27 protein-coding genes and 1 pseudogene are annotated in these 24,791 nt (G+C 75.1%); 18 read left to right on the top strand and 10 right to left on the bottom strand.

Annotated features, from left to right (window positions below):
- Window positions 1-144 precede the first annotated feature (144 nt).
- Window positions 145-552, bottom strand: a complete 408-nt coding sequence (locus ACZ58X_RS01755) for a hypothetical protein (RefSeq protein ID WP_470331666.1) — start codon at window positions 550-552, stop codon at window positions 145-147.
- A gap of 513 nt (window positions 553-1,065) precedes the next feature.
- Between ACZ58X_RS01755 and ACZ58X_RS01750 the strand changes: the two genes are divergently transcribed.
- The 3 genes from ACZ58X_RS01750 to ACZ58X_RS01740 all read left to right on the top strand — a co-directional run bounded on the left by ACZ58X_RS01750 (window position 1,066) and on the right by ACZ58X_RS01740 (window position 4,625).
- Window positions 1,066-1,827, top strand: a complete 762-nt coding sequence (locus ACZ58X_RS01750; RefSeq protein ID WP_470331665.1) for a serine/threonine protein kinase — start codon at window positions 1,066-1,068, stop codon at window positions 1,825-1,827.
- Entirely contained in the window at window positions 1,824-3,425 is a 1,602-nt protein-coding gene (locus ACZ58X_RS01745; protein WP_470331664.1) for a serine/threonine-protein kinase, read from the top strand. Before ACZ58X_RS01750 ends, ACZ58X_RS01745 begins: the two co-directional genes overlap by 4 nt.
- Before the next feature lie 90 nt (window positions 3,426-3,515).
- Window positions 3,516-4,625: a calcium:cation antiporter gene (locus ACZ58X_RS01740; RefSeq protein WP_470331663.1), complete on the top strand. Its 1,110-nt coding sequence runs from the start codon at window positions 3,516-3,518 to the stop codon at window positions 4,623-4,625.
- A 263-nt stretch (window positions 4,626-4,888) separates the two neighbouring features.
- On the opposite strand, the gene ACZ58X_RS01735 is transcribed toward ACZ58X_RS01740, so the two are convergent.
- A complete protein-coding gene (locus ACZ58X_RS01735; protein WP_470331662.1) occupies window positions 4,889-5,932 on the bottom strand; it encodes an LPXTG cell wall anchor domain-containing protein in 1,044 nt (347 codons plus the stop codon).
- Window positions 5,933-6,428: 496 nt separating this feature from the next.
- Between ACZ58X_RS01735 and ACZ58X_RS01730 the strand changes: the two genes are divergently transcribed.
- The 4 genes from ACZ58X_RS01730 to ACZ58X_RS01715 all read left to right on the top strand — a co-directional run bounded on the left by ACZ58X_RS01730 (window position 6,429) and on the right by ACZ58X_RS01715 (window position 9,959).
- Window positions 6,429-7,742: a geranylgeranyl reductase family protein gene (locus ACZ58X_RS01730; protein WP_470331661.1), complete on the top strand. Its 1,314-nt coding sequence runs from the start codon at window positions 6,429-6,431 to the stop codon at window positions 7,740-7,742.
- 213 nt (window positions 7,743-7,955) lie between these two features.
- On the top strand, window positions 7,956-8,609 hold the full coding sequence (locus ACZ58X_RS01725; protein ID WP_470331660.1) for a TNT domain-containing protein: 654 nt from the start codon (window positions 7,956-7,958) through the stop codon (window positions 8,607-8,609).
- A gap of 127 nt (window positions 8,610-8,736) precedes the next feature.
- Window positions 8,737-9,348: a GNAT family N-acetyltransferase gene (locus ACZ58X_RS01720; protein ID WP_470331659.1), complete on the top strand. Its 612-nt coding sequence runs from the start codon at window positions 8,737-8,739 to the stop codon at window positions 9,346-9,348.
- A gap of 68 nt (window positions 9,349-9,416) precedes the next feature.
- The gene (locus tag ACZ58X_RS01715; RefSeq protein ID WP_470331658.1) at window positions 9,417-9,959 is read left to right on the top strand and encodes a DUF6896 domain-containing protein; all 543 of its coding nucleotides are present in this window, start codon (window positions 9,417-9,419) and stop codon (window positions 9,957-9,959) included.
- On the opposite strand, the gene ACZ58X_RS01710 is transcribed toward ACZ58X_RS01715, so the two are convergent.
- Window positions 9,931-10,320: a VOC family protein gene (locus tag ACZ58X_RS01710; RefSeq protein ID WP_470331657.1), complete on the bottom strand. Its 390-nt coding sequence runs from the start codon at window positions 10,318-10,320 to the stop codon at window positions 9,931-9,933. The two genes, ACZ58X_RS01715 and ACZ58X_RS01710, sit on opposite strands and share 29 nt — an antisense overlap.
- Before the next feature lie 13 nt (window positions 10,321-10,333).
- Window positions 10,334-11,356, bottom strand: a complete 1,023-nt coding sequence (locus ACZ58X_RS01705) for a hypothetical protein (RefSeq protein WP_470331656.1) — start codon at window positions 11,354-11,356, stop codon at window positions 10,334-10,336.
- Between the two features lie 200 nt (window positions 11,357-11,556).
- On the opposite strand from ACZ58X_RS01705, the gene ACZ58X_RS01700 reads away from it, so the two are divergent.
- The 4 genes from ACZ58X_RS01700 to ACZ58X_RS01685 all read left to right on the top strand — a co-directional run bounded on the left by ACZ58X_RS01700 (window position 11,557) and on the right by ACZ58X_RS01685 (window position 13,462).
- On the top strand, window positions 11,557-12,000 hold the full coding sequence (locus tag ACZ58X_RS01700) for an HAD family hydrolase (protein WP_470331655.1): 444 nt from the start codon (window positions 11,557-11,559) through the stop codon (window positions 11,998-12,000).
- Window positions 12,001-12,066: 66 nt separating this feature from the next.
- On the top strand, window positions 12,067-12,513 hold the full coding sequence (locus ACZ58X_RS01695; RefSeq protein WP_470331654.1) for a hypothetical protein: 447 nt from the start codon (window positions 12,067-12,069) through the stop codon (window positions 12,511-12,513).
- Window positions 12,514-12,563: 50 nt separating this feature from the next.
- Window positions 12,564-12,860 carry a PRC-barrel domain containing protein gene (locus tag ACZ58X_RS01690; protein WP_470331653.1) on the top strand — a complete coding sequence of 99 codons (297 nt, stop codon included), beginning with the start codon at window positions 12,564-12,566 and terminating at the stop codon, window positions 12,858-12,860.
- Between the two features lie 17 nt (window positions 12,861-12,877).
- The gene (locus tag ACZ58X_RS01685; RefSeq protein WP_470331652.1) at window positions 12,878-13,462 is read left to right on the top strand and encodes a type 1 glutamine amidotransferase domain-containing protein; all 585 of its coding nucleotides are present in this window, start codon (window positions 12,878-12,880) and stop codon (window positions 13,460-13,462) included.
- A 214-nt stretch (window positions 13,463-13,676) separates the two neighbouring features.
- Here ACZ58X_RS01685 and ACZ58X_RS01680 read toward each other — a convergent pair whose 3' ends face one another.
- From ACZ58X_RS01680 to ACZ58X_RS01660, 5 genes and pseudogenes are all read right to left on the bottom strand, one after another.
- Window positions 13,677-14,531 carry an ATP-dependent DNA ligase gene (locus ACZ58X_RS01680; RefSeq protein WP_470331879.1) on the bottom strand — a complete coding sequence of 285 codons (855 nt, stop codon included), beginning with the start codon at window positions 14,529-14,531 and terminating at the stop codon, window positions 13,677-13,679.
- 111 nt (window positions 14,532-14,642) lie between these two features.
- A pseudogene (ligD, locus tag ACZ58X_RS01675) lies at window positions 14,643-15,521 on the bottom strand (non-homologous end-joining DNA ligase); the annotation flags it as partial.
- 115 nt (window positions 15,522-15,636) lie between these two features.
- The gene (locus ACZ58X_RS01670; protein ID WP_470331651.1) at window positions 15,637-16,023 is read right to left on the bottom strand and encodes an MmcQ/YjbR family DNA-binding protein; all 387 of its coding nucleotides are present in this window, start codon (window positions 16,021-16,023) and stop codon (window positions 15,637-15,639) included.
- Window positions 16,020-16,442 (bottom strand): VOC family protein, encoded by a 423-nt coding sequence (locus ACZ58X_RS01665; protein ID WP_470331650.1) that lies wholly within the window; start codon window positions 16,440-16,442, stop codon window positions 16,020-16,022. The genes ACZ58X_RS01670 and ACZ58X_RS01665 overlap by 4 nt, the downstream gene beginning before the upstream one ends.
- A gap of 25 nt (window positions 16,443-16,467) precedes the next feature.
- Complete coding sequence (locus tag ACZ58X_RS01660) at window positions 16,468-17,352, bottom strand: helix-turn-helix domain-containing protein (RefSeq protein ID WP_470331649.1); 885 nt, start codon at window positions 17,350-17,352, stop codon at window positions 16,468-16,470.
- A gap of 133 nt (window positions 17,353-17,485) precedes the next feature.
- Here ACZ58X_RS01660 and ACZ58X_RS01655 point away from each other — a divergent pair, with 133 nt between their 5' ends.
- On the top strand, window positions 17,486-17,920 hold the full coding sequence (locus ACZ58X_RS01655; RefSeq protein ID WP_470331648.1) for a CBS domain-containing protein: 435 nt from the start codon (window positions 17,486-17,488) through the stop codon (window positions 17,918-17,920).
- 137 nt (window positions 17,921-18,057) lie between these two features.
- Window positions 18,058-18,660, top strand: a complete 603-nt coding sequence (locus tag ACZ58X_RS01650) for a pyridoxamine 5'-phosphate oxidase family protein (RefSeq protein ID WP_470331647.1) — start codon at window positions 18,058-18,060, stop codon at window positions 18,658-18,660.
- A 118-nt stretch (window positions 18,661-18,778) separates the two neighbouring features.
- Here the strand turns inward: ACZ58X_RS01650 and ACZ58X_RS01645 are convergent, their stop codons facing one another.
- Window positions 18,779-19,174, bottom strand: coding sequence for a transglycosylase family protein (locus ACZ58X_RS01645; RefSeq protein ID WP_470331646.1), 396 nt, complete (start codon window positions 19,172-19,174; stop codon window positions 18,779-18,781).
- 476 nt (window positions 19,175-19,650) lie between these two features.
- Here ACZ58X_RS01645 and ACZ58X_RS01640 point away from each other — a divergent pair, with 476 nt between their 5' ends.
- The 5 genes from ACZ58X_RS01640 to ACZ58X_RS01620 all read left to right on the top strand — a co-directional run bounded on the left by ACZ58X_RS01640 (window position 19,651) and on the right by ACZ58X_RS01620 (window position 24,598).
- Window positions 19,651-20,196, top strand: a complete 546-nt coding sequence (locus ACZ58X_RS01640; protein WP_470331645.1) for a universal stress protein — start codon at window positions 19,651-19,653, stop codon at window positions 20,194-20,196.
- A 95-nt stretch (window positions 20,197-20,291) separates the two neighbouring features.
- Entirely contained in the window at window positions 20,292-21,746 is a 1,455-nt protein-coding gene (gene pdxR / locus ACZ58X_RS01635; RefSeq protein ID WP_470331644.1) for a MocR-like pyridoxine biosynthesis transcription factor PdxR, read from the top strand.
- Between the two features lie 204 nt (window positions 21,747-21,950).
- Window positions 21,951-22,463 (top strand): hypothetical protein, encoded by a 513-nt coding sequence (locus ACZ58X_RS01630; protein ID WP_470331643.1) that lies wholly within the window; start codon window positions 21,951-21,953, stop codon window positions 22,461-22,463.
- A gap of 128 nt (window positions 22,464-22,591) precedes the next feature.
- Entirely contained in the window at window positions 22,592-22,888 is a 297-nt protein-coding gene (locus tag ACZ58X_RS01625; RefSeq protein WP_470331642.1) for a hypothetical protein, read from the top strand.
- 300 nt (window positions 22,889-23,188) lie between these two features.
- Window positions 23,189-24,598, top strand: a complete 1,410-nt coding sequence (locus ACZ58X_RS01620) for a family 2B encapsulin nanocompartment shell protein (RefSeq protein WP_470331641.1) — start codon at window positions 23,189-23,191, stop codon at window positions 24,596-24,598.
- The last annotated feature ends 193 nt before the right edge of the window (window positions 24,599-24,791 follow it).

Genomic DNA, 24,791 nt, shown 5'->3' with positions numbered 1-24,791 from the left:
GGGAAGCCCGAGGAGCCGGCGCCCGAAGGCCCCGGCTCCCGGTGCCCGGAGGGCCGGGCTGCCCTGTCTTACGGAGGTGTCCTTCCGGACGGCGCCCTTCCGGTGGCCGATCGGGGCCGGCTCACCGGAGTGGAGCGCGCCGGATCAGAACGGGTTGGTACAGGTGGTCACCTGCTTGGCGGCGTCCAGCGCCGGGCCGGCGGTGGCGCAGATGATGCGGGGGGCGGTGGCGGTGACCTTGGGGGTGACGGCCTGGGCGGAGCCGAGTCGGACGGTCGTCGCGCTGGCGACCGTCTCCCACGGGCTGCCCCAGGCCTGCTGGGTGCGCACCTCTACCTGAACCATCGTCAACTGGGTGGGGTCCGCGTTGACCTGGGCGATGCCGACGATGCCTGCACCGTCGGCCTGGTGCGTGATGCAGGGGCGGTTGAGCACCGTGGCGCAGGCGACGGTGCCGGCCTCGGACGTCGCCGTGGCGGCCACGGCGGGGGCGGCCGACAGCCCGGCGATCCCTGCCACCGTCATCATCACGGCTGCAATCCGAGTGCGCATGATACGAACCTCCTTGGAAACAAAGGGAATCTCACTTCTTGAGATGAGTCTTGCACACATCATGAGATCGGCAAGTGTGCGTTGCGTCACACCCATGGTGACGGTTCAACTACTGGCTGCAATCGTTCGCCGGATGTTCAGCGCACGGACAAGTCGCGGCCTGACGGATGATCAGTCGATCCGCACCGTCCGGGCCTTCCACCAACTTCCCCACCTGCGAGGGTTCGTGGCCGACCTCGACCGGCGCCGGCATCCCGCCGGGGACGGCGGGATGCCGGGCGGAGACCGGCCCGTGTGCCGGGGGAGGGCTGGAGGGGCTCCGGGGCCAGGTTCCCCGTACTCCGACTCCCCCTCTTTGACCAGGCCTTGAACCGCCCTTTTGTCGACGGCGACCGTCCGGGGACGCGGCCGGCCCCGTCACTCGCCCAGGTCCCTTCACCCGTCCGGGTAAGTGCCTTGCCACCGGGGCGAATCGGACGGATACCATCGAACCGATCCCACGGAGGTGGCGGCGTGGACACGGTCATCGTGCAACTACCCGGCCAGAGGCCGGAGTCGGCGTCCGGCACGGCGCCCGCACTGCTGCGGATGGGCCCCGGTGAGACCGCGGTGTTCGGCCGCGGCGAGCCCGCCCGGCCCGTACCCATCCCGCTGCCCGACCAGGGCGTCTCCCGCCGGGCCGGCGAAGTGGTCGCCGCCGAGGACTACTGGCTGCTGTCCAACTTCTCCACCACCGCCACCTACGTGGTGGAGAACCTCGAAGGCGCGGGGGAGCACGTCAAGGTCGCCCCCGGACGGCTCGGCGCACCCGTCCCCTTCGAGCTCTCCCGGGTCCTGCTGCCCGCCCTGGGCGAGCCCGCCGCCTTCAAGGTCTTCGCCCCGCAGCACTCCTACCTGGACGGCCACCCCGCCGGCGCGGACGGCGAACACACCGTCAGCCCCTTCGCCCTGGACCCGACCGCCAAGTACTTCCTGGTGCTGCTCGCGCTCTGCGAACCCCGGCTGCGCTCGCCCTCCACCGCCGCCGTCCCCGGGGTGACCGAGGTACTGGCCCGGCTGCGCGCCCTGCCCGCCTGCCACGGGCTGACCCGCTCGGCGGTGAACTACCACATCGACTACCTGGTCGGCGCCAAACTGCGGCTGCGCGAGCCGTACGAGGAAGGCCCGGCCGGGGGCAAGCGCGAGGAACTGGTCGCCCTGGCCCTGCGCTTCGACCTCGTCCGGGAGGAGCACCTCTCGCTGCTGCCGCCCCGGCGCCCGGTCGTCCGGCCGTGATCCCGGCCGACCGACCGGACCCGGACCGGCCCGACCACGACGAGCCCGACTACCAGCGGCCCGACTACCAGCGGCCCGCCCCCGAGCGGCCCGCCCACGACGGGCCGCCGCTGGAGGAGCGGTCGGCACGGCGGCCGCCCTTCGAGGTCCCCCCGGGCTACCCCCTGGCCGGCTACCGCACCGGAGCCTTCCTCGGCGCGGGCGCCTGGGGCAGCGTCTACGCGGCCGAGGGCCCGGACGGCACCCCGGCCGCCGTCAAACTGCTCGGGCCGTCCCGCTCCAGCCCCGGCCAGCGCCGCACGGTGGCCCAGATGGCCGCCGGGGAACTGCGGTTCAGCCGCCGCGCCGACCACCCCCACCTGATCCGCACCCTCGCCGTGGTCACCGTCGACGACCCCGACCACCCCGAACTCGACGGCGCCGTCGCGCTGGTGATGGAACGCGCGGCCCGCAGCCTCCAGGACCTGCTCGCCACCGCGCGCCCCGGCCGGGCCGTTCCCGGCGCCGAGCGGATCCTCGCCGGGGTGTGCGCCGGACTCACCCACATGCACCGGGTCGGCTGGGTGCACGGGGACCTCAAACCGGCCAACATCCTGCTGATGCCCGACGGCACCGCCAAGATCGCCGACTTCGGCCTGACCGCCGAGCTGGAGGGCACCCACGCCTACGCCCCGCCGCTCGGCTCGCCCGACCACGTCCCGCCCGAGTGGTGGTCCGAGCGCACCGGCGCGCGCGGGGTCGCCGTGCGCCCCAGCGCCGACGTCTGGGCCTTCGGGGTGATCGCCCACCAGCTGCTCACCGGCGGGCTGCACCCCTTCCTCGGCGCCACCGCCCGGGCCCGCTCGCTCGCGGCCCAGGCGTACGCGCGCGGCGCGGCCCCGCTGCGGCTGGACCAGGCGCTGTCGGCCCGCTGGCGGCCGGTGGTGGCGGCCTGCCTGGCCCCGGACCGGGAGGAGCGCGCCCGCACCGACCTGGCCGCCCTGGTGGCCCGGGCCGGCACCCGCCCGGCCGCCCGCCGCCGGGTGCTGCGGGCCGGCCTCGGGGTGCTGGCCTGCACGGCCGTCCTGCTCGCGCTCACCGGCGGCCCCGAGCCGGTCGGCCGGGGTGGGCCGGGCGGCCACCGCGCCGCGCCGCTGCCCGGGGCGATCCCGGCCGGCTCCGACGTCCCGGTCGCCTACCGGGGCATGGTCGAGGACGCCGCCCGGCGCTGCCCGGAGCCGGAGGTCACCCCCGTCCTGCTGGCCGCCATGCTCAAGGCGGAGAGCGGCTTCGACCCGAACGCGGCCCGCCCGGAGACCGGCGAGTACGGCATCGCGATGTGGACGCCCGCGGTCTTCGAGGCCTGGGCCAAGGCCGCCAGCCACCCCGGGCCGAAGTCCTACTTGGACCCGGGCGACGCGATCGCCGCGATGGGCAACTACGTCTGCTGGCTCGACCAGCAGCTCAAGCGGCAGGGCTTCACCCGCGACCTGCCCGCGCTGGTCGCCGCCGCGTACCGGACCAGCGACAAGACCGTGACGGCCGCCGGGGGCGTCCCGGAGCGGGTCCGGCCGCACGTCGACAAGGTGCTCCGGTACCTGGCCGACTACGGGGGGTGACCGCGCAGAACGGGATGAGTTGTGCCACATCCACCCACCTCCGGCGCGGGCACCCGGGCGACCGGGCTCCGGTCTGGGATCCTCGGGCGCATGATCACGAAGCTCCGCGCCGCCTCCGCGCAATGGACCGTCGTCGTCCCGGTGGCGGCGTTCGTCGTCCTCGCCCTCACCTGGCACGAGGACCTCCCCGGCTGGATGGTCGGCGTCGTCGCCGTGTTCCTGGTGGGGGCGGTGCTGGCCGCCGTGCACCACGCCGAGGTGATCGCGCACTGGACCGGGGAGCCGTTCGGATCCCTGGTGCTGGCGGTCGCCGTCACGGTGATCGAGGTCGCGCTGATCGTGACGCTGATGGCCGACGGCGGGGACAAGTCCTCGACCCTCGCCCGGGACACCGTGTTCGCCGCCGTGATGATCACCTGCAACGGGATCCTGGGCCTGTCCATCATCGTGGCCGCGGTCAAGTACCGCACCGCCGTCTTCAACGCCGAGGGCACCGGCACGGCGCTCGCCTGCATCGCCACCCTGGCCACGCTGAGCATGGTGCTGCCGACCTTCACCACCAGCACCCCGGGTCCGCAGTTCTCCACCACCCAGCTCACCTACGCGGCCATCGCCTCGCTGGTGGTGTACGGGCTGTTCGTGACCACCCAGACCCTGCGGCACCGGGACTACTTCCTGCCGGTCACCCCGGAGGGCAAGGTCCGCCGGGAGGAGGACGAGGAGGACCACGCGGCGCCGCCCACCGTCCGGGCCGCCGGGATGAGCCTGCTGCTGCTCGCCGTCGCGCTGGTCTCGGTGGTCGGCCTGGCCAAGGGTGTCTCGCCGACCATCGAGTCCGCGGTGGACAGCGCCGGACTGCCGCACGCCGTGGTCGGCGTGGTGATCGCCATGATGGTGCTGCTGCCGGAGACCATCGCGGCGCTGCGTTCGGCCGTGCGCAACCGGGTGCAGACCAGCCTCAACCTGGCTCTCGGCTCGGCACTCGCCAGCATCGGCCTGACCATCCCGGCGGTCGCGATCGCCTCGGTCTGGCTCTCCGGCCCGCTCGTCCTCGGCCTCGAACCCTCGCACCTGGTGCTGCTGACCCTGACGGTCGTGCTCGGCACCCTGACCGTCATCCCGCGCCGGGCGACCCTGCTCCAGGGCGCGCTGCACCTGGGGGTGCTGGCGGAGTTCGTGGTGCTGGCGGTGAATCCGTGACGGGAGTGAACCACTGAGGCCCCGGTGGCCGTGGAGATGAACGGAAGCCCCTGGCACGTCCCCCCGTGCGGTCAGGGGCTTCCGTCGCGTCCCCGCCCCTGATCTGACGGGATCACGGACGAACCTGATCCGGCGGGATCAGGGACGACCCCGGCCCCGCCGACGGACGTCGACGGGGCCGGGCGCTTCGGTGCCGCGGCTCAGACGCGGCACCGCGGCCCCCGGAGGGCTCAGACCCCCGGGGACCGGCGTACCGGGGTGCCTCAGGCGGAGGTGCGTCGACGGCGGGTGTAGACCACCGCGCCCGCACCGGCGACCAGCAGGGCGGTGCCGGCGCCCGCGTACAGCAGGGTGCCGTCGCTACCGGTGGTGGCCAGCTTCTTGCCGTCGGAGGCCGCGCCCGGGATCGGGGTCGGGACGCTGACCTTGGCCGGCACGACCAGCGGCTGGCTCGGGCTGACCTTGGTGCCGTTCCCGGGGTGCACCGGGACGGTGGCGGTCGGCGGGGTGGACGGCCCGGCGCTCGGCACCGTGCTCGGAGCGCCGGTCGGAACCTCGGCGGCCGGGGTGGTCGGCGGAGTGGTGGCCGGGGCGGTGGCCGGGGCGGTGGGCGCGGGCGTCTTCGCGGGCTCGGTGGCCGGGGCGGTCGGCGCGGGGGTGGTCGGCACCGGCGGCAGCGGGGTGGTGGACGGCGTGGCCGAGTGCGAGGGCGCGGGGGTGTGGCTGGGCGCCGGGGTGTGCGACGGCGTGGCCGAGTGCGACGGTTCCGGGGTGTGCGAGGGCGCCGGGGTGTGCGACGGGCTGGTGCTCGGCACGGCGGTCGGCTTGCCGGTCGGGGCCGGGGTCCGGCCGCCGCAGTCGACCTTGAAGACCTTCTGCTTGGGGTTGCTGACGTCCGGGTTCTCCGGCAGCTCGCCGTCGACCAGCGGGACGGCCGCCCAGAACAGCTTGTAGTGGCCGTCCGGGAGGTTGATGTCCTCGGTGCGGACGTGGCCCTGGTCGTCGACCGGGAGGTCGCCGTACACCAGCGGTTCGGTCATGTCGCCGTTCATGTCGAAGATCGCCCAGAGCACGTCCTGGTTCGCGTCGAAGCCGAAGGAGTCCAGGTAGAAGGTGCAGACCTTGGGCTCGTTGCGCACGTCCTCCTGACCGGTGGTGGCGTCGTGGATCTTCACGGTGCCGTTGTTGCCGGGGGCGCCCTTGCCGTTGCCGCCGGCGACGGCGTGTGCGGCGGGGGCGAGCAGCAGCAGGGCGGCGGCGGTGGGGACGGCCACCAGGGAGCGGGCGGCGGTGGAGCGGAGGTGCATGGTGATCCATCGGGTACGGCGGGCCGGGACGAGTCCGCGCGGTGGGTGGGGGCCTTCGGTCGCCCGCCGGACGGGAGCCGGCTGGGTACGACGTGAGGGGCACAAAAGTTCCCGCAGTACGAAAGGTGACGCAAGGGGGATTTGGCTGGAATGCAACGCTGAGAGCGATTGGTCCGACTAGTTCCCCACAACGATCCGATCACCCGATTGTGGTGAATTCATGTGCGCCACAGGCCTCTGACGTGGTGATTTGCCGACCGGGGCCGGGCTCGGCGGGCTGCAGCGGGGCTCGGCGGGGCGACGGCAGGGCGCTCGGCGGGTGGCCGGTAATGGCCGCTTCGAGACCCGGGTCCGCGTGTCATGGCGGCGGGCGGTGGGCCTGGTTCTCTATCGTCCGTCTGGAACCGCCCAGCCCGCCGATTCCGTTGTGCGTGCGGCCGATCGCGTCAGCCACCGGTCGAGCCAGCAGCCGATCCGACCCCAGGGGGAGTGCTCGATGACCGGCCCAGAGCAGCAGCTGCGAGCGGAGCGGCAGCGGCCCGCCCCGACCGAGGACAGTGCCGACGTCATCGTGGTCGGCGCCGGACCGGCCGGCTCCACCGCCGCCTACCACCTCGCCCGCACCGGCCTGGACGTCCTGCTGCTGGAGAAGTCCGCCTTCCCACGCGAGAAGGTCTGCGGCGACGGCCTCACCCCGCGCGCCGTCAAACAGCTGGTCGACATGGGCATCGACGTCTCCGAGGAGGCCGGCTGGCTGCACAACCAGGGCCTGCGGCTGATCTCCGGCCACCGCTCGCTGGAGTTCGACTGGCCCGAGCTCTCCGCCTTCCCCGGCCACGGACTCGTGCGCCGCCGCGCCGACTTCGACGAGCTGCTCGCCCGCCGGGCCGCCGCGGCCGGGGCCCGGCTGATCGAACGGGCCAACGTGGCGGGCCCGTTGACGGACGAGCGGTCCGGCCGGATCACCGGTGTCACCGCCAAGCTGGGCGAGGAGCGCAAGCCCGTCGAGTACCGCGCCCCGCTCGTGGTCGCCGCCGACGGCAACTCCACCCGGCTGTCCGTCGCGATGAAGCGCTACCGGCGCACCGACCGCGCGATGGGCGTCGCCTACCGCACCTACTTCACCACCCCGCGCCACCAGGACCGCTACCTGGAGGCCTGGCTCGACCTGCGCCACCCCGACGACCCGGCCCGCCGGCTGCTGCCCGGCTACGCCTGGGTGTTCGGCATGGGCGACGGCACCGCCAACGTCGGCCTCGGCGTCCTCGACACCGCGAAGACCGACCTGGACTGGCGCGAGCTGCTGCGGCGCTGGTGCGCCGACCTGCCGCCCGGCTACGGCTACCACCCCGAGGCTGTCACCGAGCCGATCCGCGGCTCCGCCCTGCCGATGGGGCTCAACCGCCAACCCCACTACGCCGACGGCCTGTTGCTGATCGGCGACGCCGGCGGCACGGTCAGCCCCGGCACCGGGGAGGGCATCGCCTACGCGATGGAGTCCGGCCGCTACGCCGCCGAGACCGTCGTCCAGGCGCACGCCCGCCGCACCGACCGCGGCCGTGAACTCGCCCTGCGCGCCTACCCGCAGAAGCTCCGCTCCGCCTACGCGGGCTACTTCGCGCTCGGCCGGCTGGCCGCCGACCTGCTCGGGCGCCCCCGGCTGCTCGGCGCGGCCGGGGCCGCCGGGCTGGGCCACCCGGCACTGTTGAAGGTGGCGTTCCGGCTGATGGTCAACCTGACCGAGCCCGACTCCAAGGACGCCCTGGACCGGCTGCTGCACCTGCTCGGGCGGGTCGCCCCGGGGCGGTGAGTCCGGCGGCCGGACCGGGCCGGTCATCCGTCCGGGTGAGCGGCCCGGAGGCCCGGGCCTCGGCCGAAATCGGGGAAACAGGTCGGCCTTCGGCCAAGTCGTGTTGACGAATGATCAGTGAATCCGCTTGCCTGGTGCCGAACCGGCCACGGAGGGTGAGCAGAACGCCCTCCGTGGCTCCGCTCCCACCGATCCTCGTTCGACGGAGACACCGTGCGCCTTCGCCTGTTCGTCGCGCCCCTCGCCGCGGCCGCCGCCCTGACCGCCGTGAGCCTTCCCGCCGCTGCCGCCGACACCAGGGCGGCCACCCCGTCCGACCAGTGCTCCGCGACCTTCTTCGACGGCGACTCGCGCCTCGGCCCCGAGGACCTCCCGACCACCGGCCCGGTCGGCCGCCAACTCGCCGGCTACCAGCGCACCGGCGGCGCCGGCGAGCAGGACTTCCTCGCCACGTACTACGACCCGGCCGCCAACGGCGGCAAGGGCGGCTGGATCTACCCGCCGTCCGACGGCTACGTCACCCTCCCCGACGGCAGCCCGGTCGAGTTCGACCTCACCCTCTACCCGAACCAGAACATCGACCGCTACGGCAGCGAGTACGGCTCCTTCCTCGCCCCCGAGGGCCTGCCCTACGCCAACCGCGCGATCCCCCCGCAGAGCCTCGACAGCACCCCGGCGGCCGGCTGCAACTACCACGACTACAAGGTGGTCAAGTCGTTCAAGGTGCACGCCGGCCCGATCGCCCCGTGGTTCAACCAGCCCGGCTGGGGCCTCCAGTACCAGCTCGACGCCACCCTCGTCCCCGGCGGCCCGGCGAAGCTGAACGTGCTCTGGCTGGTGGAGAACGGCTACCTCGCCCGGATCTGACCGGACCCCGCACCACCGCGCACCCGGGCCCGGCCCGGGTGCGCGGTCGTGCCCTTGCCCGGGCCGGCCCGGTCGCCGCCGGATTAATCACTGGCGGGAGCGGCGCGGCGGGAGATAGGAAGACGGGGTGACCACCAGCGACCCGGCGACCGACCGGCACCCCTTCCAGCCCGAGGTCCTCGACCTGGGAGCCTTCCTGCTGCGCCCCTGGGGCCGCGCCCTCGACCTGCCCGGCGGCACCGTCGCCGCCGTGACGGCGGCCGCCGCTGACGCGGAGATCGCCCGCTGGAACCCGCTGCACGACGCCGTCCATCCGGCCGGCGCCGAGGCCTACCTCGACCGCGCCGACCAGCGCTGGGCCGACGGCAGCACCGCCTGCTTCGCCGTCACCGACCGCGCCGACGGCCGGCTGTGCGGCAACGTCGCGCTGCTCTGGACGGACCAGGGCGAGGGCGTCGCCATGGTCGGCTACTGGCTGCTCGCCGCCGCCCGCGGCCGCGGCCTCGCCACCCTCGCCACCGCCGCCGTCACCGACTGGGGCGTGCGCACCGCCGGAGTGCGCCGCATCGAGCTCTACCACGCCGTCGGCAACGAGTCCTCCTGCCGGGTCGCCGCCCGGGCCGGCTTCCCGTACGAGGGCACCCTGCGGAGCTCCTACCGCTACGGCGACGGCCCGTACAACGACGAGCACCTGCACGCCCGGCTGGCGACGGACCCGGCGGTCGCCCTCGGCCACTGAGGGCTGCTGCGCGGTGGGCGTCCGGAAAACCGGGTGACGGCCCCTACCGGCCCGGCGATCATGGGCCGATGAACGGTACCGACCGTCCCGGACGGGACTTCCGCGAAGCCGTCGCCCGCTGGGGCGCGGGCCTGGCCTGGCGGCTCGGCGCCCACCCGGAGCTCGGCCCCCGGCGGCGCCGGGTGACCACGGCCGCCGAGCTGGTGGCGGACTACCTGGCCGAACTCACCGGGATCCTGGACGAGTTGACCCGGCACGACCCGCCCGCCGAGGACCTGGTCGAGTGGCTGGCCCTCGCCCGCAGCCGCTCGATTCCCCGGATCGGGTTGATCGGCGGAAGGCGCTACCAGGTCCACGGCGCGGGCTGCTGGTTCACCGGCCCGGACGGGGTGCTGGTCGACGCCGACACCGCCGGGCCGGGTGCGGTGGCCTTCGACGCCTGGCGGCTCCGGTGCTACGGCGAGAGCCTGCCCGAGCCGTTCCGCGCGGCACCCGAAGAGCTGCGGGCCGCCGCCTCGGCGGTCCCGCAGCTCACCGAGGGGGTGCCACCCGGCTGGTTCGTGCTGACCCGCACGTCACGCCCTACCCGTGGAACTGGGCGAGCTGGATGAGGTTGCCGCAGGTGTCGTCCAGCACCGCGACGGTGACCGGGCCCATCGCGGTGGGCTCCTGGGCGAACCGCACCCCGAGCCGGTGCAGGCGGTCGTACTCGGCGTGCACGTCGTCCACCGCGAACTGGGCCGCCGGGATGCCGTCCTCGACCAGCGCGGTCTTGTACGGTCCGACGGCGCGGTGGCTGTCGGGCTCCAGCAGCAGCTGGGTGCCGTCCGGTTGCTCGGGGGAGACCACGGTGAGCCAGCGGTAGGCGCCGAGCGGGACCTCCTGCTTCTTCACGAAGCCCAGCACCTCGGTGTAGAAGCGCAGCGCCTTGTCCTGGTCGTCGACGAACACGGTGGTCAGGTTGATCCTCATGGGGTGTGGCCTCCTATGCGCCCGGGTGGTGGCGGCGGTCGCCGAGCCGATCGTAGATCGCCCGCAGCCAGGGCCCGCGGACGGCGGGCAGCCGGGCGAGGCGGTGGCGCAGCAGGTACCGGTCGGGTTCGAACAGGCGGGAGGGGCGCAGCGGCAGCGGATCGTCCCGTTCCTCCCCGGCGGGCAGCCTGCTGGCGAGGCGGGGCGGTGGGAACGCCAGGTAGGTCCACACTCCGGCGTCCAGCGGGACGGCCACGGTGCCGGGCGGCGCCGGCCAGGCGGCGCCGGTCCACGGGTGGCGGGGCACGAGGGCGATGTCCGGGGCCGGGACGGCGGCGAGACCGGGCCCGGCCGGGCGCAGGGTACGGGCCGGGGGACCGGCGGGGAGCAGCCGGTGCAGGGTACGGCCGAAGGTCTCGGTCAGCAGGCCGGGGGCGGTGGCCACCGGCTCGCCGCCGGAGGCTGCCAGCACCTCGGCCAGGGCCGCCCCCACGGCGGCGCTCCAGCGCTCGCTCCACCAGCCGCCCGGCTCGACCGGGGGCGCCGGCGGCACCGTCCAGCCGTCCCCGGCCGGCCGGGCCGGGCCCTCGACCGGGAGACGCCGGACGGCCCGGGGGTGGAGCCACACCGCCTGCCAGCGGTAGCAGTCGTCGACCCGGGCGCCCACCTCGCGCCCGCAGCCCGCGCAGGCCAGGTTCGGGCCGCCGGCCGCCGCACAGCAGCCCTCGCACTGCTCGGGGAGCAGCACGGTGGCCCGGGTGTCCCCCGGGGCCAGCAGCACCGCGCCGCCGGGGCCGCTCCACAGGCCGTCGACCGGGGCGTACAGGCCGCGTTCGGCGGCCTCCGCCGCCGTGATCGCGGACCAGGGCCGCCAGGGCCCTTCGGTCGGCTCCGGGTCGAGGGCGAAGGTGCCGGGCTCCAGCAGCGGCGGCAGGTACCGGTCGCCGCCCTCCCGGTGGGCGTGCGGCGGCAGTGCCACCTCCGCCACCGGCACCGTCAGCTCCGTGCCGCACCGGGCGCACGCGAACACCGCCACCCGCGCTCCTCCCCGTCGACGGACCTTCGGAGTATTCCGGCCCGCGCGGCGCCCGCCAAGCGGTTTTCCGGTGCCCGGGGCGGCCGTTCCCGGCAGGCTGCGCGCCGGGCCGGGGAGCGTCCTAACCTGGAAGGGCACGCGGTGCGTGACCTGCGCGGGGCAAGCCCCGAGGCAGGGCCCGGAGCACGGGAGAGGTGGCCATGACGGTGATCTCGGCGGCCCTGATCGGCACCGACTGGCGGCCCCGGCTGCCCGGCGGCGCCGAGCTGTTGCGCGAGTGCGCCGCGCGGGGCTGGACGGTGGTGCTGACGGGCCCCGGCCCGGCCGGGGCGCGGGCACTGACCGTGACCGCCCCCGGTGGCGACGCCGTGCGGGCCGCGCTGACGCTGGTGGGCGGCGGACCCTCGCACGCGGTGGCCGTCGCGGGGAGCGTGCGCGAGGTGCTGGCGGCGCGACGGGCCGGGGTGCCCTGCGTCGCCCTGGAGGCCGGCGGGGACGCCGGCCCGGAGCTGCGGGCGGCCGGCGCGGTCGAGGTCCACCGCGACGCCGCCGCCCTGCTGCGCGTCCTGGACGACAGCCTGCTCGCCCGTCCCCGGGCCTTCGGGCGCGTGGCCGCCGGAACCGGCGGCCCCCGGAACGGTTAACGCCGGCCCGTACCGGGCAACCGCCCGGATGCGAGCACGTCACCCGAAGTGTCGGAGGTGACCGAGATGGACGGACCCGCGTTGAGCGGCTGGGAGCGGCGGCTCCTCGAGGAGATCGAGTCCGATCTGCGCCAGGACACGCGCCTCGACCGGAAGTTGAGCACGATGGGGGCCAAGCGGCCGAACCGGCTCCTGGGCGCCCTGCGCGGCGTCGGGCGCCGGATCTCGGTCGGGGTGCTGCTGACCGTACTGGTGATGACGTCGATCTGCGTGGGCATCGGCGTGCGCACGCCGACCACCGCCGTGCTGACCGCCCTCGGGGTGGTCTGGGCCGCTTCGGTGGCGGCCTCGGTGGCTGCCACGGCGCTGCTGCGGCGGCGCCGGGGCCCGGGCCGGGGCGACGGCATCGTCGGCGGTGCCGGCTCGGACCGGGAGGACGGGCGGGAGCGCCGCGATCGCGGGGAGGGCCGGGACGGACGTGAACGTCGGCCCTGGGACCGCCCGGAGGCGTGACGCGACGGGGGCCGACCATCGAGACGGGGGCCGACCATCGAGAGGTGCGCATGACTACCGACCTGTGGGAGTACCGCCCGGGCTCCCACCCCGCCGCCGACCTCGGCCTGGTCGGGTACGAGGTGCAGGCCACCGACGGACCGGTCGGCCGGGTCGAGCAGGACGCCGGCGACCACCTGGCCGTCGACGCCGCCTCCTGGGTGCCGGGTGCCAGAATGCTCGTCCCGGTCGGTCTGGTCGCCCGGATCGACCACCTGGACCGCGCCGTCCACCTGGACTGCCCGCGCGCCCGGCTGGGCACCGTCCCGCCGCCCGCCGAGCACCTCACCACCGCCCGCCGGCGCTGAGCCGGGGACCGCTGACCATGGGCTGGCCCGCCACCACCCTGACCGGCCGGACGGTCGCCTTCCTGGTCGCCCCGTACGGTGTCGAACAGGAGGAACTCGCCTCGCCGTGGCAGGCGGTGCTCGAAGCCGGCGGCCGCCCGCGCCTGCTCTCCACCGCACCCGGCCGGGTCCAGGCCGTCCGGCACCGCGCCCCCGGGGACACCTTCGCCGTGGACGCCCAGGTGGCGGAGGCGGACCCGGCCGACTACGCCGGGCTGGTGCTGCCCGGCGGCGTCGCCAACCCGGACGCGCTGCGGCTCGACCCGGCGGCGGTCGCCTTCGTTCGGGACTGCTGCGCCGCCGGCCGCCCGGTCGCGGCGATCTGCCACGCCGCCTGGACCCTGATCGAGGCCGACGCCGTCCGCGGCCGCACCCTCACCTCCTGGCCCAGCCTGCGGACGGACCTGGTCAACGCGGGCGCCCACTGGGTCGACCAGGAGGTGCAGGTCTGCCGGGAGGGGCCGGGCCCGCTGGTGACCAGCCGAGCGCCGGGCGACCTGCCGGTGTTCGAGGACACCCTCGTCACCGAGTTCGCCCACGCGGCGGCCCGGCGGCGGAAGTGACGCGGGTTCAGGGGCGTACCGGCGTCCAGGGGCGGACGAGCGTGAACGCGCTTCGGTAGCTGCCGGAGCCGTCGGGGTCGGGCGCCTGCCGGCCGGTGGCTGCGGATTCGTCCGGGACCTGATGCCGAACCAGCGCCCCGAAGGCCTCCATGGCCACGAACTCGACCCATTCGCCGGGCAGTTGGAGCGGTGGCGGCCGAGCCCGCGCCGGGGGTCAGTCCCCGCGCAGGCGGACGAAGGCGGCGGTGGGCGGGCGGCCGGTGAGGGTGACCTCGGCGCGCAGCGGGGCGGTGAGCGGGTGCACCCGGCCGTGGTCGGGGTCGGCGGCGGGCGGGCCGAGCAGCGGCCCGGCCGCCCGGGCGACCTCCCGGGCCTGCACAGGGGTGAGCCGTGGGGTGGTCAACAGCACGCGGCCGTCGTCGAGTTCGAGCACCAGGGCGTGCGGCCGGTCGGCCGGGCCGGTCAGGGCGCGGACGGTGGCGTCCTCGGTGTCGCTGCGCCGGTACTTGACCCAGGCCCGGCCCGCGCCGCGCGCCCGGTACGGGGAGGCGGCGGCCTTGCACACCAGGCCCTCCACCCCGGTGTCGGCCAGTTGGGTCATCCACGCCACGGCCTCGGCCCGGTCGGTGGTGGCCAGCACCGGCTGGATCGGCGGCGGGACGTCGGCCAGCGCGGCCAGCAGGAGCCGACGCCGGTCGGTGAGCGGCAGGCGCCGGACGTCCCGGCCGGGCAGGGCGAGCAGGTCGAAGGCGATCAGCCCGAGTGCGACGTCCGGAGCGGTGGCCCGGGCCTGCCGGGTGTGCAGCAGCTCCTCGAAGGCGAACCGCCCGGCCCGCCAGGCGACCAGTTCGGCGTCCAGCACCAGCCCCTCGGGCAGCCGGGCGACGGCGGCGGCGATCGGCGGGAACTCGGGGGCCAGGTCACGGCCGCTGCGGGACTGGAGGAAGGCCGGCCGCTCGCCACGGGCGAAGGCGACGCAGCGGAAGCCGTCCAGTTTCAGCTCGTACTGCACGCCGCCCCCGCCCAGCCCGTCGGCGGGCGGCACGGCGGTGACGGCGGCGGGGCGCATCACCTCGACGGGCGGGTGCAGCACCTGCCGGGGCTGGGAGGCCTGCGCGGGGGCTGCGGGCGCGGCACGGGCCGTGGGCGGCGAGGGCGCGGCACGGGCCGTGGGTGCCGGGGGCAGCGGCCGGGCCTGCTCCGGGTCCAGCAGCGGCGCGAACAGGTCGCCGTGCGCCGCCAGCCGGCCCGGCAGCTCGGCGAGGGTGAACACCAGCTCCGCCTCCCCGCGGGCCCGCTCCAGCTCGGCCCAGGCCAGCGGCGCGGAGACCGTCGGCAGCGGCCGGGCCCGCAGGGTGTACGGGGCGGCGGTGGTCTTCTTGGCGTTGTTCTGCGACCAGTCGACCAGCACCCGGCCGCGCCGCCGGGCCTTGGCCATGGTGTGCACCACCAGCTCCGGGTGCTCCGCCTCCAGGGCGGCGGCCAGCGCCTTGGCGTACCCGGAGACCGCGGCGCTGGGCGTGGGCTCGATCGGCACCAGCAGGTGCAGGCCCTTGGAGCCGGAGGTCTTCACCCAGGCCGACAGGCCGTCCGCGGCCAGCCGCTCGCGCAGCAGCAGCGCGACCGCCCGGCAGGTGAGCACGTCGGCGCCCTCGCCCGGGTCCAGGTCCAGGACCAGCCGGTCGGCGAGCCCGGGCGCGGCGGCGTGCCACTGCGGGACGTGCAGCTCCAGGCAGCCCAGGTTGGCGACCGCCAGCAGCGCCGCGCCGTTCTCCAGCACCACCTGCCGGAGCGCGCCGGCGGTGCTCGGCACGTCCACCGTGCGCACCCAGTCCGGGGTGCCCGGCGGCGGGTTCTTGGCGACGAACACCTCCGCCTCGACACCGTCCGGGCAGCGCAGGAAGGAGACCGGGCGGTCCCGCAGGTGGGGCAGCAGGGCGGTGTGCACCGCGGCGTAGTAGCGCAGCACCTCGCCCTTGGGGGTGCCGATGCTCGGGTAGTACACCTTGTCGAGGTGGGACAGGGCGAGGGTGTGCCCGTCGACCGTCATCTGCGGCATCGGCGCTCTCCGGGGAGTGCTGCGGTGGCCCCCCAGCCAGTCTGCCCCGCCCCCGCCGCCCCCGCCCGGGACGACGGCCGCCGTCCCGGGCGCCCCCGGGTGGCGCGCGCTGCGCCTAGCCGCCCGGGCCGACCAGGGCGTGGGCGTCCGCGACCAGGTCCTCGATCCGCGGCCAGTCCGGCGCCGGGACGTCCAGGTGGACGCCCAGCCACCCCCGGTGCCCCACGTACGGCGGCCGGAAGTAGCGGGTCGGGTCCTGTCCGACCAGCCGCTCCTGGGCGCCGCCGGGGGCCGCGCACCAGAAGCCGAGCCGGTCGTCGTGGTGGTGGTCGGCGAGCATCACGAACATCCGGGCCCGGCGCCCGGAGCCCGCGAACCAGGTCGGCTCCCCGTGGCTGACCCGCTCCTCCGTCTCCGGCAGCGCCAGGCACAGCGCCCGCAGCCGTTCCACCGCGGCGGCGCCCACGGAGCCGGGGGAGCCGGCGGCACCCACGGCGTTCACGCCGCCGGGGCGGGCCGGGGCGCGCCCGGGTAGGTGCCGAAGTACCAGTGGTTGCCCTCCGGGTCGGCGGCGGCGAAGTCGCGCGAGCCGTAGTCGGTCTCGGTCAGGCCGGTGGTGATCCTTGCCCCGGCGGCCACGGCCCGGGCGTGCACGCCGTCCGGGTCGGCGGTGACCACGTACGCGCTGAACGTGCCCGGCTCGCCCCGCCACTGGCCCGGCGCGGTCTCCCGCACCGAGCCGAGCATCACGCCGCCGCCCTCCGGCCAGGCCAGTTCGGCGTGCGCCACGAAGTCGCCCTCGCCGTAACCGACCACCTCCTGGAAGCCGAAGGCCTCCACCAGGAAGCGGATCAGGGCGCGGGCGTCGGTCGCGCGCAGGGTGGGCCAGACCTGCGGGGCGGGGGTGGTCTCGGTGTCCATGTCTCTCACTCCTCGGGTGGGGCGGTTACGCCTCCCACTCTGCGGCGGCCCCCGCCGCCCCGCCTTGGACGTTTCGGAACTTGCCCTCCTCCGGCCCCTCCGCCGCCAGCCAGGCGCTCGGTGCCGCCCCCGCCAGCGCGCGGAACTCCCGGGCCAGGTGCGCCTGGTCGAAGTAGCCGCAGCGCACCGCCAGTTCCGCCAACCGGGGCGGCGGCGCACCGGTCGCCAGCAGGTGCCGGGCCCGGTCGAAGCGGATCACCCGGGCGGCGGCCTTCGGGGTGAGCCCGGTCTCCCGGCGGAACCGCTCCTGGAGGTGCCGGGCACTCCACCCGGTCTCCCGGGCCAGCTCGGCCACCGGCAGGGCCCCGCCGCTGCGCCGCAGCGCCCGCCAGGCCCAGCCCACCTCCGGCGGCACCCGCCCGGACGGCCGGGCGGCCCGCAGCAGCGCCCCGTCCAGTGCGGCGAACCGCTCCGCCCAGCCGTCGGCGGCCCGCAGCCGCTCCTGCAACTGCGGGCCGAGCCGGCCGAGCACCTCCTCCGCCGGGACGTCGATCCCGGCCAACTCCCCGGCGGGCAGCCCGAACAGCGCCCGGGCGGCGAGCGGGTGCACGGCGATCTGCACCCCGGACTGGGCGCCCTCGTGGGTGATCAGCGCGGGGGAGGTGTGCAGCCCGCCGAGCAGCGTCGGGTAGCTGCCGGGCGGCTGCGCCGGATCGGGGTGGCCGGCGATCACCAGCGGCTCGTCCAGGGTGAGGATGAAGGTCAGGTACGGGGAGGGCAGGCCGCGGTGCACGGCCGGGGCCAGGCCGCGCTGGCGGTAGCCCGAGTACCAGGCCACGTACGGGCGCAGCGCCGTCGCGGGCCGGGTGCGGACGGCCTCGTCGACCGACCCGGTGGCTTGCGTGGTCACGGGTTCCAGTATCGGCGCCCGGGGTCGCGGGCGGGAGCGCGGTCGCCTACGGTGAGGGCACGGTCACCCTGTGAGGGCGCGGTGCGCCGCCGGGGGATGGCCGCCGGGGGGTAACACCGACGAAGGAGTCCCCGTGACCACTGCCCGAGACATCATGCACACCGGCGCCCAGTGCATCGGCGCCCACCAGACGCTGGACGAGGCCGCGAAGATGATGCGTGACAAGAACGTCGGCGCGCTGCCGATCTGCGGCGACGACCAGAAGCTCCACGGCATCATCACCGACCGCGACATCGTGGTGCGCTGTCTCGCCGAGGGCAAGGACCCGGCCACCATGACGGCCATCGAACTGGCCGGGCACCTGCACTGCGTGCGGGCCGACGACAGCATGGACGTGGTGCTCAAGAAGATGGAGCAGCACCAGATCCGGCGCATCCCGGTGATCGACGGCGACCGGCTGGTCGGCATGATCAGCGAGGCCGACCTGGCGATGGGTCACCGCGAGGGCCACCGGCTGACGGACCAGCAGATCATCGAATTCATGGACAGCGTCTACATGAAGCACTGACGCGCCCGCCTGCTCTGCACGACGGCCCCGTCCGGGCCCGCTGACCGAGTACCGTCGCGGGCCCGGGCGGGCCGCTTGCCGTCTCATGGGCTGGATTTTCCTTTCTCGGAGAGCGAGATGCGGGCACAATTGCGCACATGGGAAAGCAGTACGAAAGCATCGACGGCCGGCTGCGGCAGTTCATCGAACGCCAGCCCGTCTACTTCGTCGCGACGGCGCCACTGGCCGGCGACGGGCACGTCAACCTCTCGCCCAAGGGCCGCTCCGGCACCCTCGCGATCATCGACGAACTCACCCTCGCCTACCTGGACTTCGGCGGCTCGCAGGCCGAGACCATCGCCCACCTGCGGGAGAACGGCCGGATCACCCTGATGTGGTGCGCCTTCGACGGCCCGCCCACCGTGGTGCGGGTGCACGGCCGCGGCGAACCGGTCTTCCGGGACGACCCGCGCTTCGCCGACCTGCTCGCCCGCTTCGAACCCGGGGTGGACGGCTCGGGCCTGCGGGCGATCGTGCTGGTCCGGGCCGAACGGGTCAGCGACTCCTGCGGCTACGCCGTGCCGTTCATGGACTACCGCGCCGACCGCGACCTGCACGCGCAGTACTTCGACCGCAAGGACGAGGAGGAGTTCGGCGCCTACTGCGAGCGCAAGCCGCTCGTCGGCACCAGCCTCGACGGCCTGCCCGCCCTCCCCCTGCCACTCCCCGACCGCCCGGCCCGCTCCACCCAGCCGGCCTGAGGGCCCGGGGGAGTCGGGGGCTGGGGCCTGAGGACTGGCGGAGCGGGGCGGTTCGTGAGGCGACGAAGCCGCCGCACCCCGGGGGGTGCGGCGGCTCGTGGGCGTGGGTGCGGCGGGCTTACTTGCCCAGGCCGGCCTTGACGGAGCAGATCGGCCAGGCGCCGGGGCCCTGGGCGGCGAGGACCTTCTCGCCGATCGCGATCTGCTGGGCCTTGGAGGCCAGGTGGGCCTGGGGGGCGTACGCGGTGCCGCCGAAGGCCGCCCAGGTGCTGGAGGTGAACTGCAGGCCGCCGTAGAAGCCGTTGCCGTTGTTGATGGCCCAGTTGCCGGTGGCCTCGCAGGAGGCGACCTTGTCCCAGACCGACGCCGGCGCGGCGGAGGCGCTGGTGGCCGTGACGAGGCCGGCCACCGGGAGGGCGGTGAGCGCCCCGGCCATCAGAGCCATCCGGACGCGGTTGCGGCGCTTCGGGGTGGCGGTGGTGGTGGCAGCGGCAGTCTCGTTACGGAAGGTCATGCGTGTCCTTTCGGAGGGGGTGTGCGGGCGTGCGGAACCAGGGCCTCGGAAGGCCGTCGGTTGCGGGGTCGCATCGCTCGCGCGGTCCGGCACCGTTCCTGCCCGGGGGCGGTGGGGCCCGGCCGGAGCGGAATCGCTCGGTGCAACGGGTTCGAAGGTACGGGGGCGGTCGTGGCGGTTTCAAGGAATCGCAGGTTCGAGCACGTCAGAGCCCTGTTACCGCAGGTAGCGATCACGAAAATAAGGCGATTTCGACCGATTTGCAGCTATTTCCAAGATCAAACCACCCCTGGAAGTGGCCCCGGTCACCGCGAAGGCCGTGTGAGGCCGCGCACACCGTCGACAGCGCGTGACGGCGCGCCCGCCGCCGGTACCGGCCCGGCCCCGCCGCGGGCCCGCCCGGGTGGCCCGCGCCACAGCCCTCACCCGGAGTGCCCCCGCCGGCCACCCACGGTGGCGGGCATAGCCTTCCGCCCATGACCAATGACAGCGATGCGGCCGACACCGGGGCCGTCGAGGGCGCGGGCCGACCGGCGGGCGCCGAGCACGGGGAGCACCAGCCGGCCGTCGCGCCGAGCGGCTTCGAGCTGGGGACCGACGGACCCAAGGTGATCCTGGCGGGCCTGGACGGCTCCGACTCCTCCTGGCGCGCCACCGCCTACGCCGCCGGACTGGCCCGCCGGCAGGGCGCCCAGCTGGCCGTCGCCTACGTCCAGCCGATACTCGGCGCCGCCACCGCCCTCGCCGGGGCCGCCGTGGAGGAGACCACCCAGGAGGTCGCCGACGAACTGCTGGCCGCGCTGCGCGAGGCCGAGCAGCGGGTGAGCGAGGTCTGGCGGGTGGAGTGGCGCTTCCTCACCCTGCGGGGCGACCCCTACACCGGGCTCGCCAAGCTCGCCGACGAGCTGCGCGCCGACGCCGTGGTGGTCGGCGTCTCCGAACAGGCCGGGCACAAGGTGATCGGCTCGGTCGCGGTCCGGCTGGTCAAGGCCGGGCGCTGGCCGGTCACCGTCGTGCCGTAGCCGTCACGGGCGGGCCGTGGCCGCAGCAGTACGGTCGCGGCCGGGCCCGGGCCGCCCGCCGGGCGGCGCCGGAGCGGCGGGTAGGGTGCGTGACCATGACGGAGACGTCGGGCGCGCACCCCACCGAGCCGGCCCACCCGACCGGTAACGACCTGCACCTGGACCTGCCCGCCACCGGCGGCCGCCGCGCCGCGCTGATGGCCGCGCTGCGCGAGGCGATCCGCAGCGGCAGACTGGCCCCCGGCACCCGGCTGCCGCCCTACCGGGCCCTCGCCACCGACCTCGGCCTGGCCCGCAACACCGCCGCCGAGGCCTACACCGAACTCGTCGCCGAGGGCTGGCTCACCGCCCGCCAGGGCTCCGGCACCACCGTCGCCGACCGTGCCGCACCCGTCCCGCCGACCCGGGCCCGCCGCCCCGCGCGCCGCCCTGGACCGGCGCACGACCTGCGCCAGGGCCAGCCCGACGCCGCCTCCTTCCCCCGCACCGCCTGGCTGGCCGCCGCCCGCCGGGCCCTCACCGCCGCCCCGAACGAGGCCTTCGGGCCGGGCGCCCCCCAGGGCCGGCCCGAACTGCGCGCCGTCCTCGCCGACTACCTCGCCCGCGCCCGCGGCGTGCGCACCGACCCCGACCGGATCGTGGTCTGCTCCGGCTTCGCCCACGCGCTGCGCCTGCTCTTCGACGGCGCCGCGCCCGCCCTGCCGCCCGCCGACCAGGGGCCGCTGGCCGTCGAGGCGTACGGGCTGGGCTTCCACCGCGGGCTGCTGGCCGCCGCCGGCGTCACCGCCGTCCCGCTGCCGATCGACGAACAGGGCGCCCGGATCGAGGAGTTGGCCCGGCACCCGGAGGTCCGGACGGTCCTGCTCACCCCCGCCCACCAGTTCCCGACCGGCGGCCCGCTGCACGCCGGGCGCCGCGCCGCGGTGATCGACTGGGCGCGCGGACGCGGCGGGCTCGTCCTGGAGGACGACTACGACGGGGAGTTCCGCTACGACCGCCAGCCGGTCGGCGCCGTCCAGGGGCTCGACCCCGACCGGGTCGTCTACCTCGGCAGCACCAGCAAGAGCCTGACCCCGGCGCTGCGCCTCGGCTGGATGGTCCTGCCGGACCACCTGGTCGACCGGGTGCTCGCCGCGAAGGGCGAACGCGAGGCCTGGGTCAGCGCGTTGGACCAGCTGACCCTCGCCGAGTTCATCGACTCCGGCGGCTACGACCGCCACCTGCGCCGGATGCGGCGCCGTTACCGGGACCGCCGTGACCAGCTGGTGACCGCGCTGGCCGCCCAGGCCCCGCACATCGAGGTGTCCGGCATCGCGGCCGGCCTGCACGCCGTGCTGCGGCTCGCCCCCGGCACCGAACGGTCCGTCCTCAAGGCCGCCGCCTACCGGGGCCTGGCGGTCGAGGGGCTCGCCGACTACCGGCACCCGGGGGCCGATCCGGCGGCGACACCCGCCGTCGACGGCCTGGTGGTCGGCTACGCCACGCCGCCGGACCACGCCTGGCCGGCCGCGCTCCGGGTGCTGTGCGACATCCTGCCGGCACCGGCCTGAGCGCACTGCCCGGCCGCGCGGCCCGGCCGGGCCGGGTGCGCGTCCGGCCGGTCCGGGTGCGCGGCGAAGGATAGGGCACCGGCGGTTCCGCCGGGCCGGAACGCGGACGGTCGGTCCCCGGCGTCCGCCCGCCGCTCGTACGCGAGTACGGGTTCGGGCCGAGGAGGGCGGCCCCGGCGGCGGCGCCCCCTACGCTCCTTGGACATGCGCAGAACACATCTGAGCCGTGCCGCGCTCGCCGTCGGCCCGGCCCTCGCCGCCGGACTGCTGCTGACCGCGGCACCCGCCGGGGCCGCCGACAACCCGCTGCCCCTGACGGCCGTCTCCGACCACCAGACGACCGCCCGGGGAGGTGAGTTCACGCTGACCCTGACGCTCACCAACCCGTACGACACCCCGATCCAGTTCGTCTACCAGAGCGTCCAGGAGACGTACGACACCAGTCTGGTGAAGGGGCTCAAGTTCACCGCCACGGCCTGCGGCGCCCAGACCAACGGCTGCAGCGACAACGTGCACGGCGGCATCGCCCGCTACGACGTCCCGCTCGCCCCGGGCGCCAGCAGCACCTTCACGGTCACCTACACCGTGGCCCCGGACTCGGCCTGCGGCCAGGACGTCCGGATCGACTTCTACTCGTACCTGTACTACGAGTACCAGGGCGGTCTGGCCAACAACTCCGGCATCCTGGGCATCCCCGGCACCCAGGTCGCCTGCTGAACCACCCCCTCCCCCCGGCGCGGCCCTCGCGGCCGCACCCCCCGTACACCCGTCAGGTGCCGGCCACCCCCGTACCGGCACCTGACGGGCCTTCCGCGTGTGCCGGAGCCGGGTGGCAGGATCGGCCCGTGCCCGACCACGCACGGATGCCGTACCACCCCGGACCGGACGACGGCCTGCCGCTGCCGTACGCGCGCTGCGCCGCACTGTGCGAGCGGGTCGGCCCCGCGCACACCTCCCGGGTCGGCGGGCTGCTGCGGCCCTCGCTGGAGCTGCGCCCGGACATCCCCGAGGACGCGCCCGGCTGGACGCGCCCGGCCGGACGCCGCTCGGGCGGACCGGCGGAGCCGCCGCGCTGCCGCCCGGCATCGACCGGCCCGCGGGCGACGGCCACCCGATGGAGCCGGGTCGGGCGGGGCGGGTGAGGCGCAGGGGGTACGGGGTGCGCACCCGCGAACGGGTGTTCCGGTGACGATCGCGGCCCGTGGGGGCGGATCACCGGAGATTCACCCTATCGGGGGGTAGTGGGCCGCCGTACGGGCTCCGTCGGGTTCTGGTGATCTAGGGTTCCGGATGGACCGCCGGGCGATGGCGGTCGTCCTCTCGAAACTCGCCAACTTCCCCACCAGCTCGCGGATCTGAGGATCCGTCGCGGAGCATGCCCCGGGACGGCGCGGTACCGGCCCGGCTGCGTGATCCGACCACACGAATGGAGACCCCTGCCGATGTCCGTGGACACGACGAGCCCGGAGACACAGCAGGACCGGCAGCAGAGCCTCGCGACGGCCGCTGCCCGCAACCTTGCCACCACGACCAAGTCCGCCCCGCAGATGCAGGAGATCACCTCCCGCTGGCTGCTCAAGGTGCTCCCGTGGGTCGAGGCCCACGGCGGCGCGTACCGGGTCAACCGACGGCTCACCTACACCGTCGGCAACGGCGTGGTGGAGTTCATCAAGACCGGCTCCCAGGTCCGTGTGATCCCGGCCGAGCTGGGCGAACTCGCCCTGCTGCGCGGTTACGAGGACGAGGAGGTGCTGACCGCCCTCGCCGACCGCTGCCAGCAGCGCGACTTCGGCCCCGGCGAGGTGCTCACCACCCAGGGCGAGGCGGCCGACCGGATCTTCCTGATCGCGCACGGCAAGATCAACAAGATCGGCACCGGCAAGTACGGTGACGAGACCGTGGTCGGCGTGGCCGCCGACGGCGACCGCTTCGGCGACGACGCGCTGCTGAACCCGGACGCCGTCTGGGAGTACACGGCGAAGACCACCACCTCCGGGGTCGCCCTCACCCTGAGCCGGGACGACTTCGCCCGCATCCGGGACAACGCGCCGAGCCTCCAGGAGCACCTGCAGACCTTCCTGTCCCTGCCGCTGCAGGCCCAGAACGAGCGCGGCGAGGCCGAGATCGCCATGTCGGCCGGCCACCGCGGCGAGTACGAACTCCCCGGCGCCTTCGTGGACTACGAGCTCAAGCCGCGCGAGTACGAGCTCAGCGTCGCCCAGACCATCCTCAAGATCCACACCCGCGTCGCGGACCTGTACAACCAGCCGATGAACCAGACCGAGCACCAGCTCCGGCTGACCATCGAGGCCCTGCGCGAGCGGCAGGAGCACGAGATGATCAACAACCCGGAGTTCGGCCTGCTCAACAACGCCGACTTCGACCAGCGGATCCAGACCCACTCCGGCCCGCCCACCCCGGACGACCTGGACGAGCTGCTCAACCGCCGCCGCGACCCGGACTACCTGCTGGCCCACCCCAAGGCCATCGCCGCGATCGGCCGCGAGTTCAACGCCCGGGGCATCTACCCGCACCACGTCGACCTCGGCGGGCAGCAGGTGCCGGCCTGGCGCGGGGTCCCGATCCTGCCGTGCAGCAAGATCCCGATCACCAAGGAGAACACCAGCTCGATCCTGGTGATCCGTACCGGTGAGGACAACCAGGGCGTGATCGGCCTGCACCAGACCGGCCTGCCGGACGAGTACCAGCCCTCGCTCTCGGTCCGCTTCATGGGGATCGACGAGAAGGCGATCATCTCCTACCTGGTCAGCGCCTACTACTCCTGCGCGATCCTGGTGCCGGACGCGGTCGGCGTGCTGGAGAACGTCGAGATCGCGCACCGCCGCCACTGAGCGCGCGGAACGGCGGGCGCGGGCCGTAACCGGTCGGCTCGAAGATCGTTTCACCTGATGACGGACGGCCCGCCCCAGAGGCGGGCCGTCCGCCTGATCACGTCTGAATGCGCATGGTCGCACCCGATCGGCTCTGATCCGGATCCGACCACTGCTGTCCGTTCCCGTCGGCTGATCAGCCAGATCCCCTTCC

This window comes from Kitasatospora sp. NPDC040550 (assembly GCF_055594965.1).
Note: the sequence above shows the minus strand (reverse complement) of the source record. Positions and strands in the feature narration are given on the sequence as shown.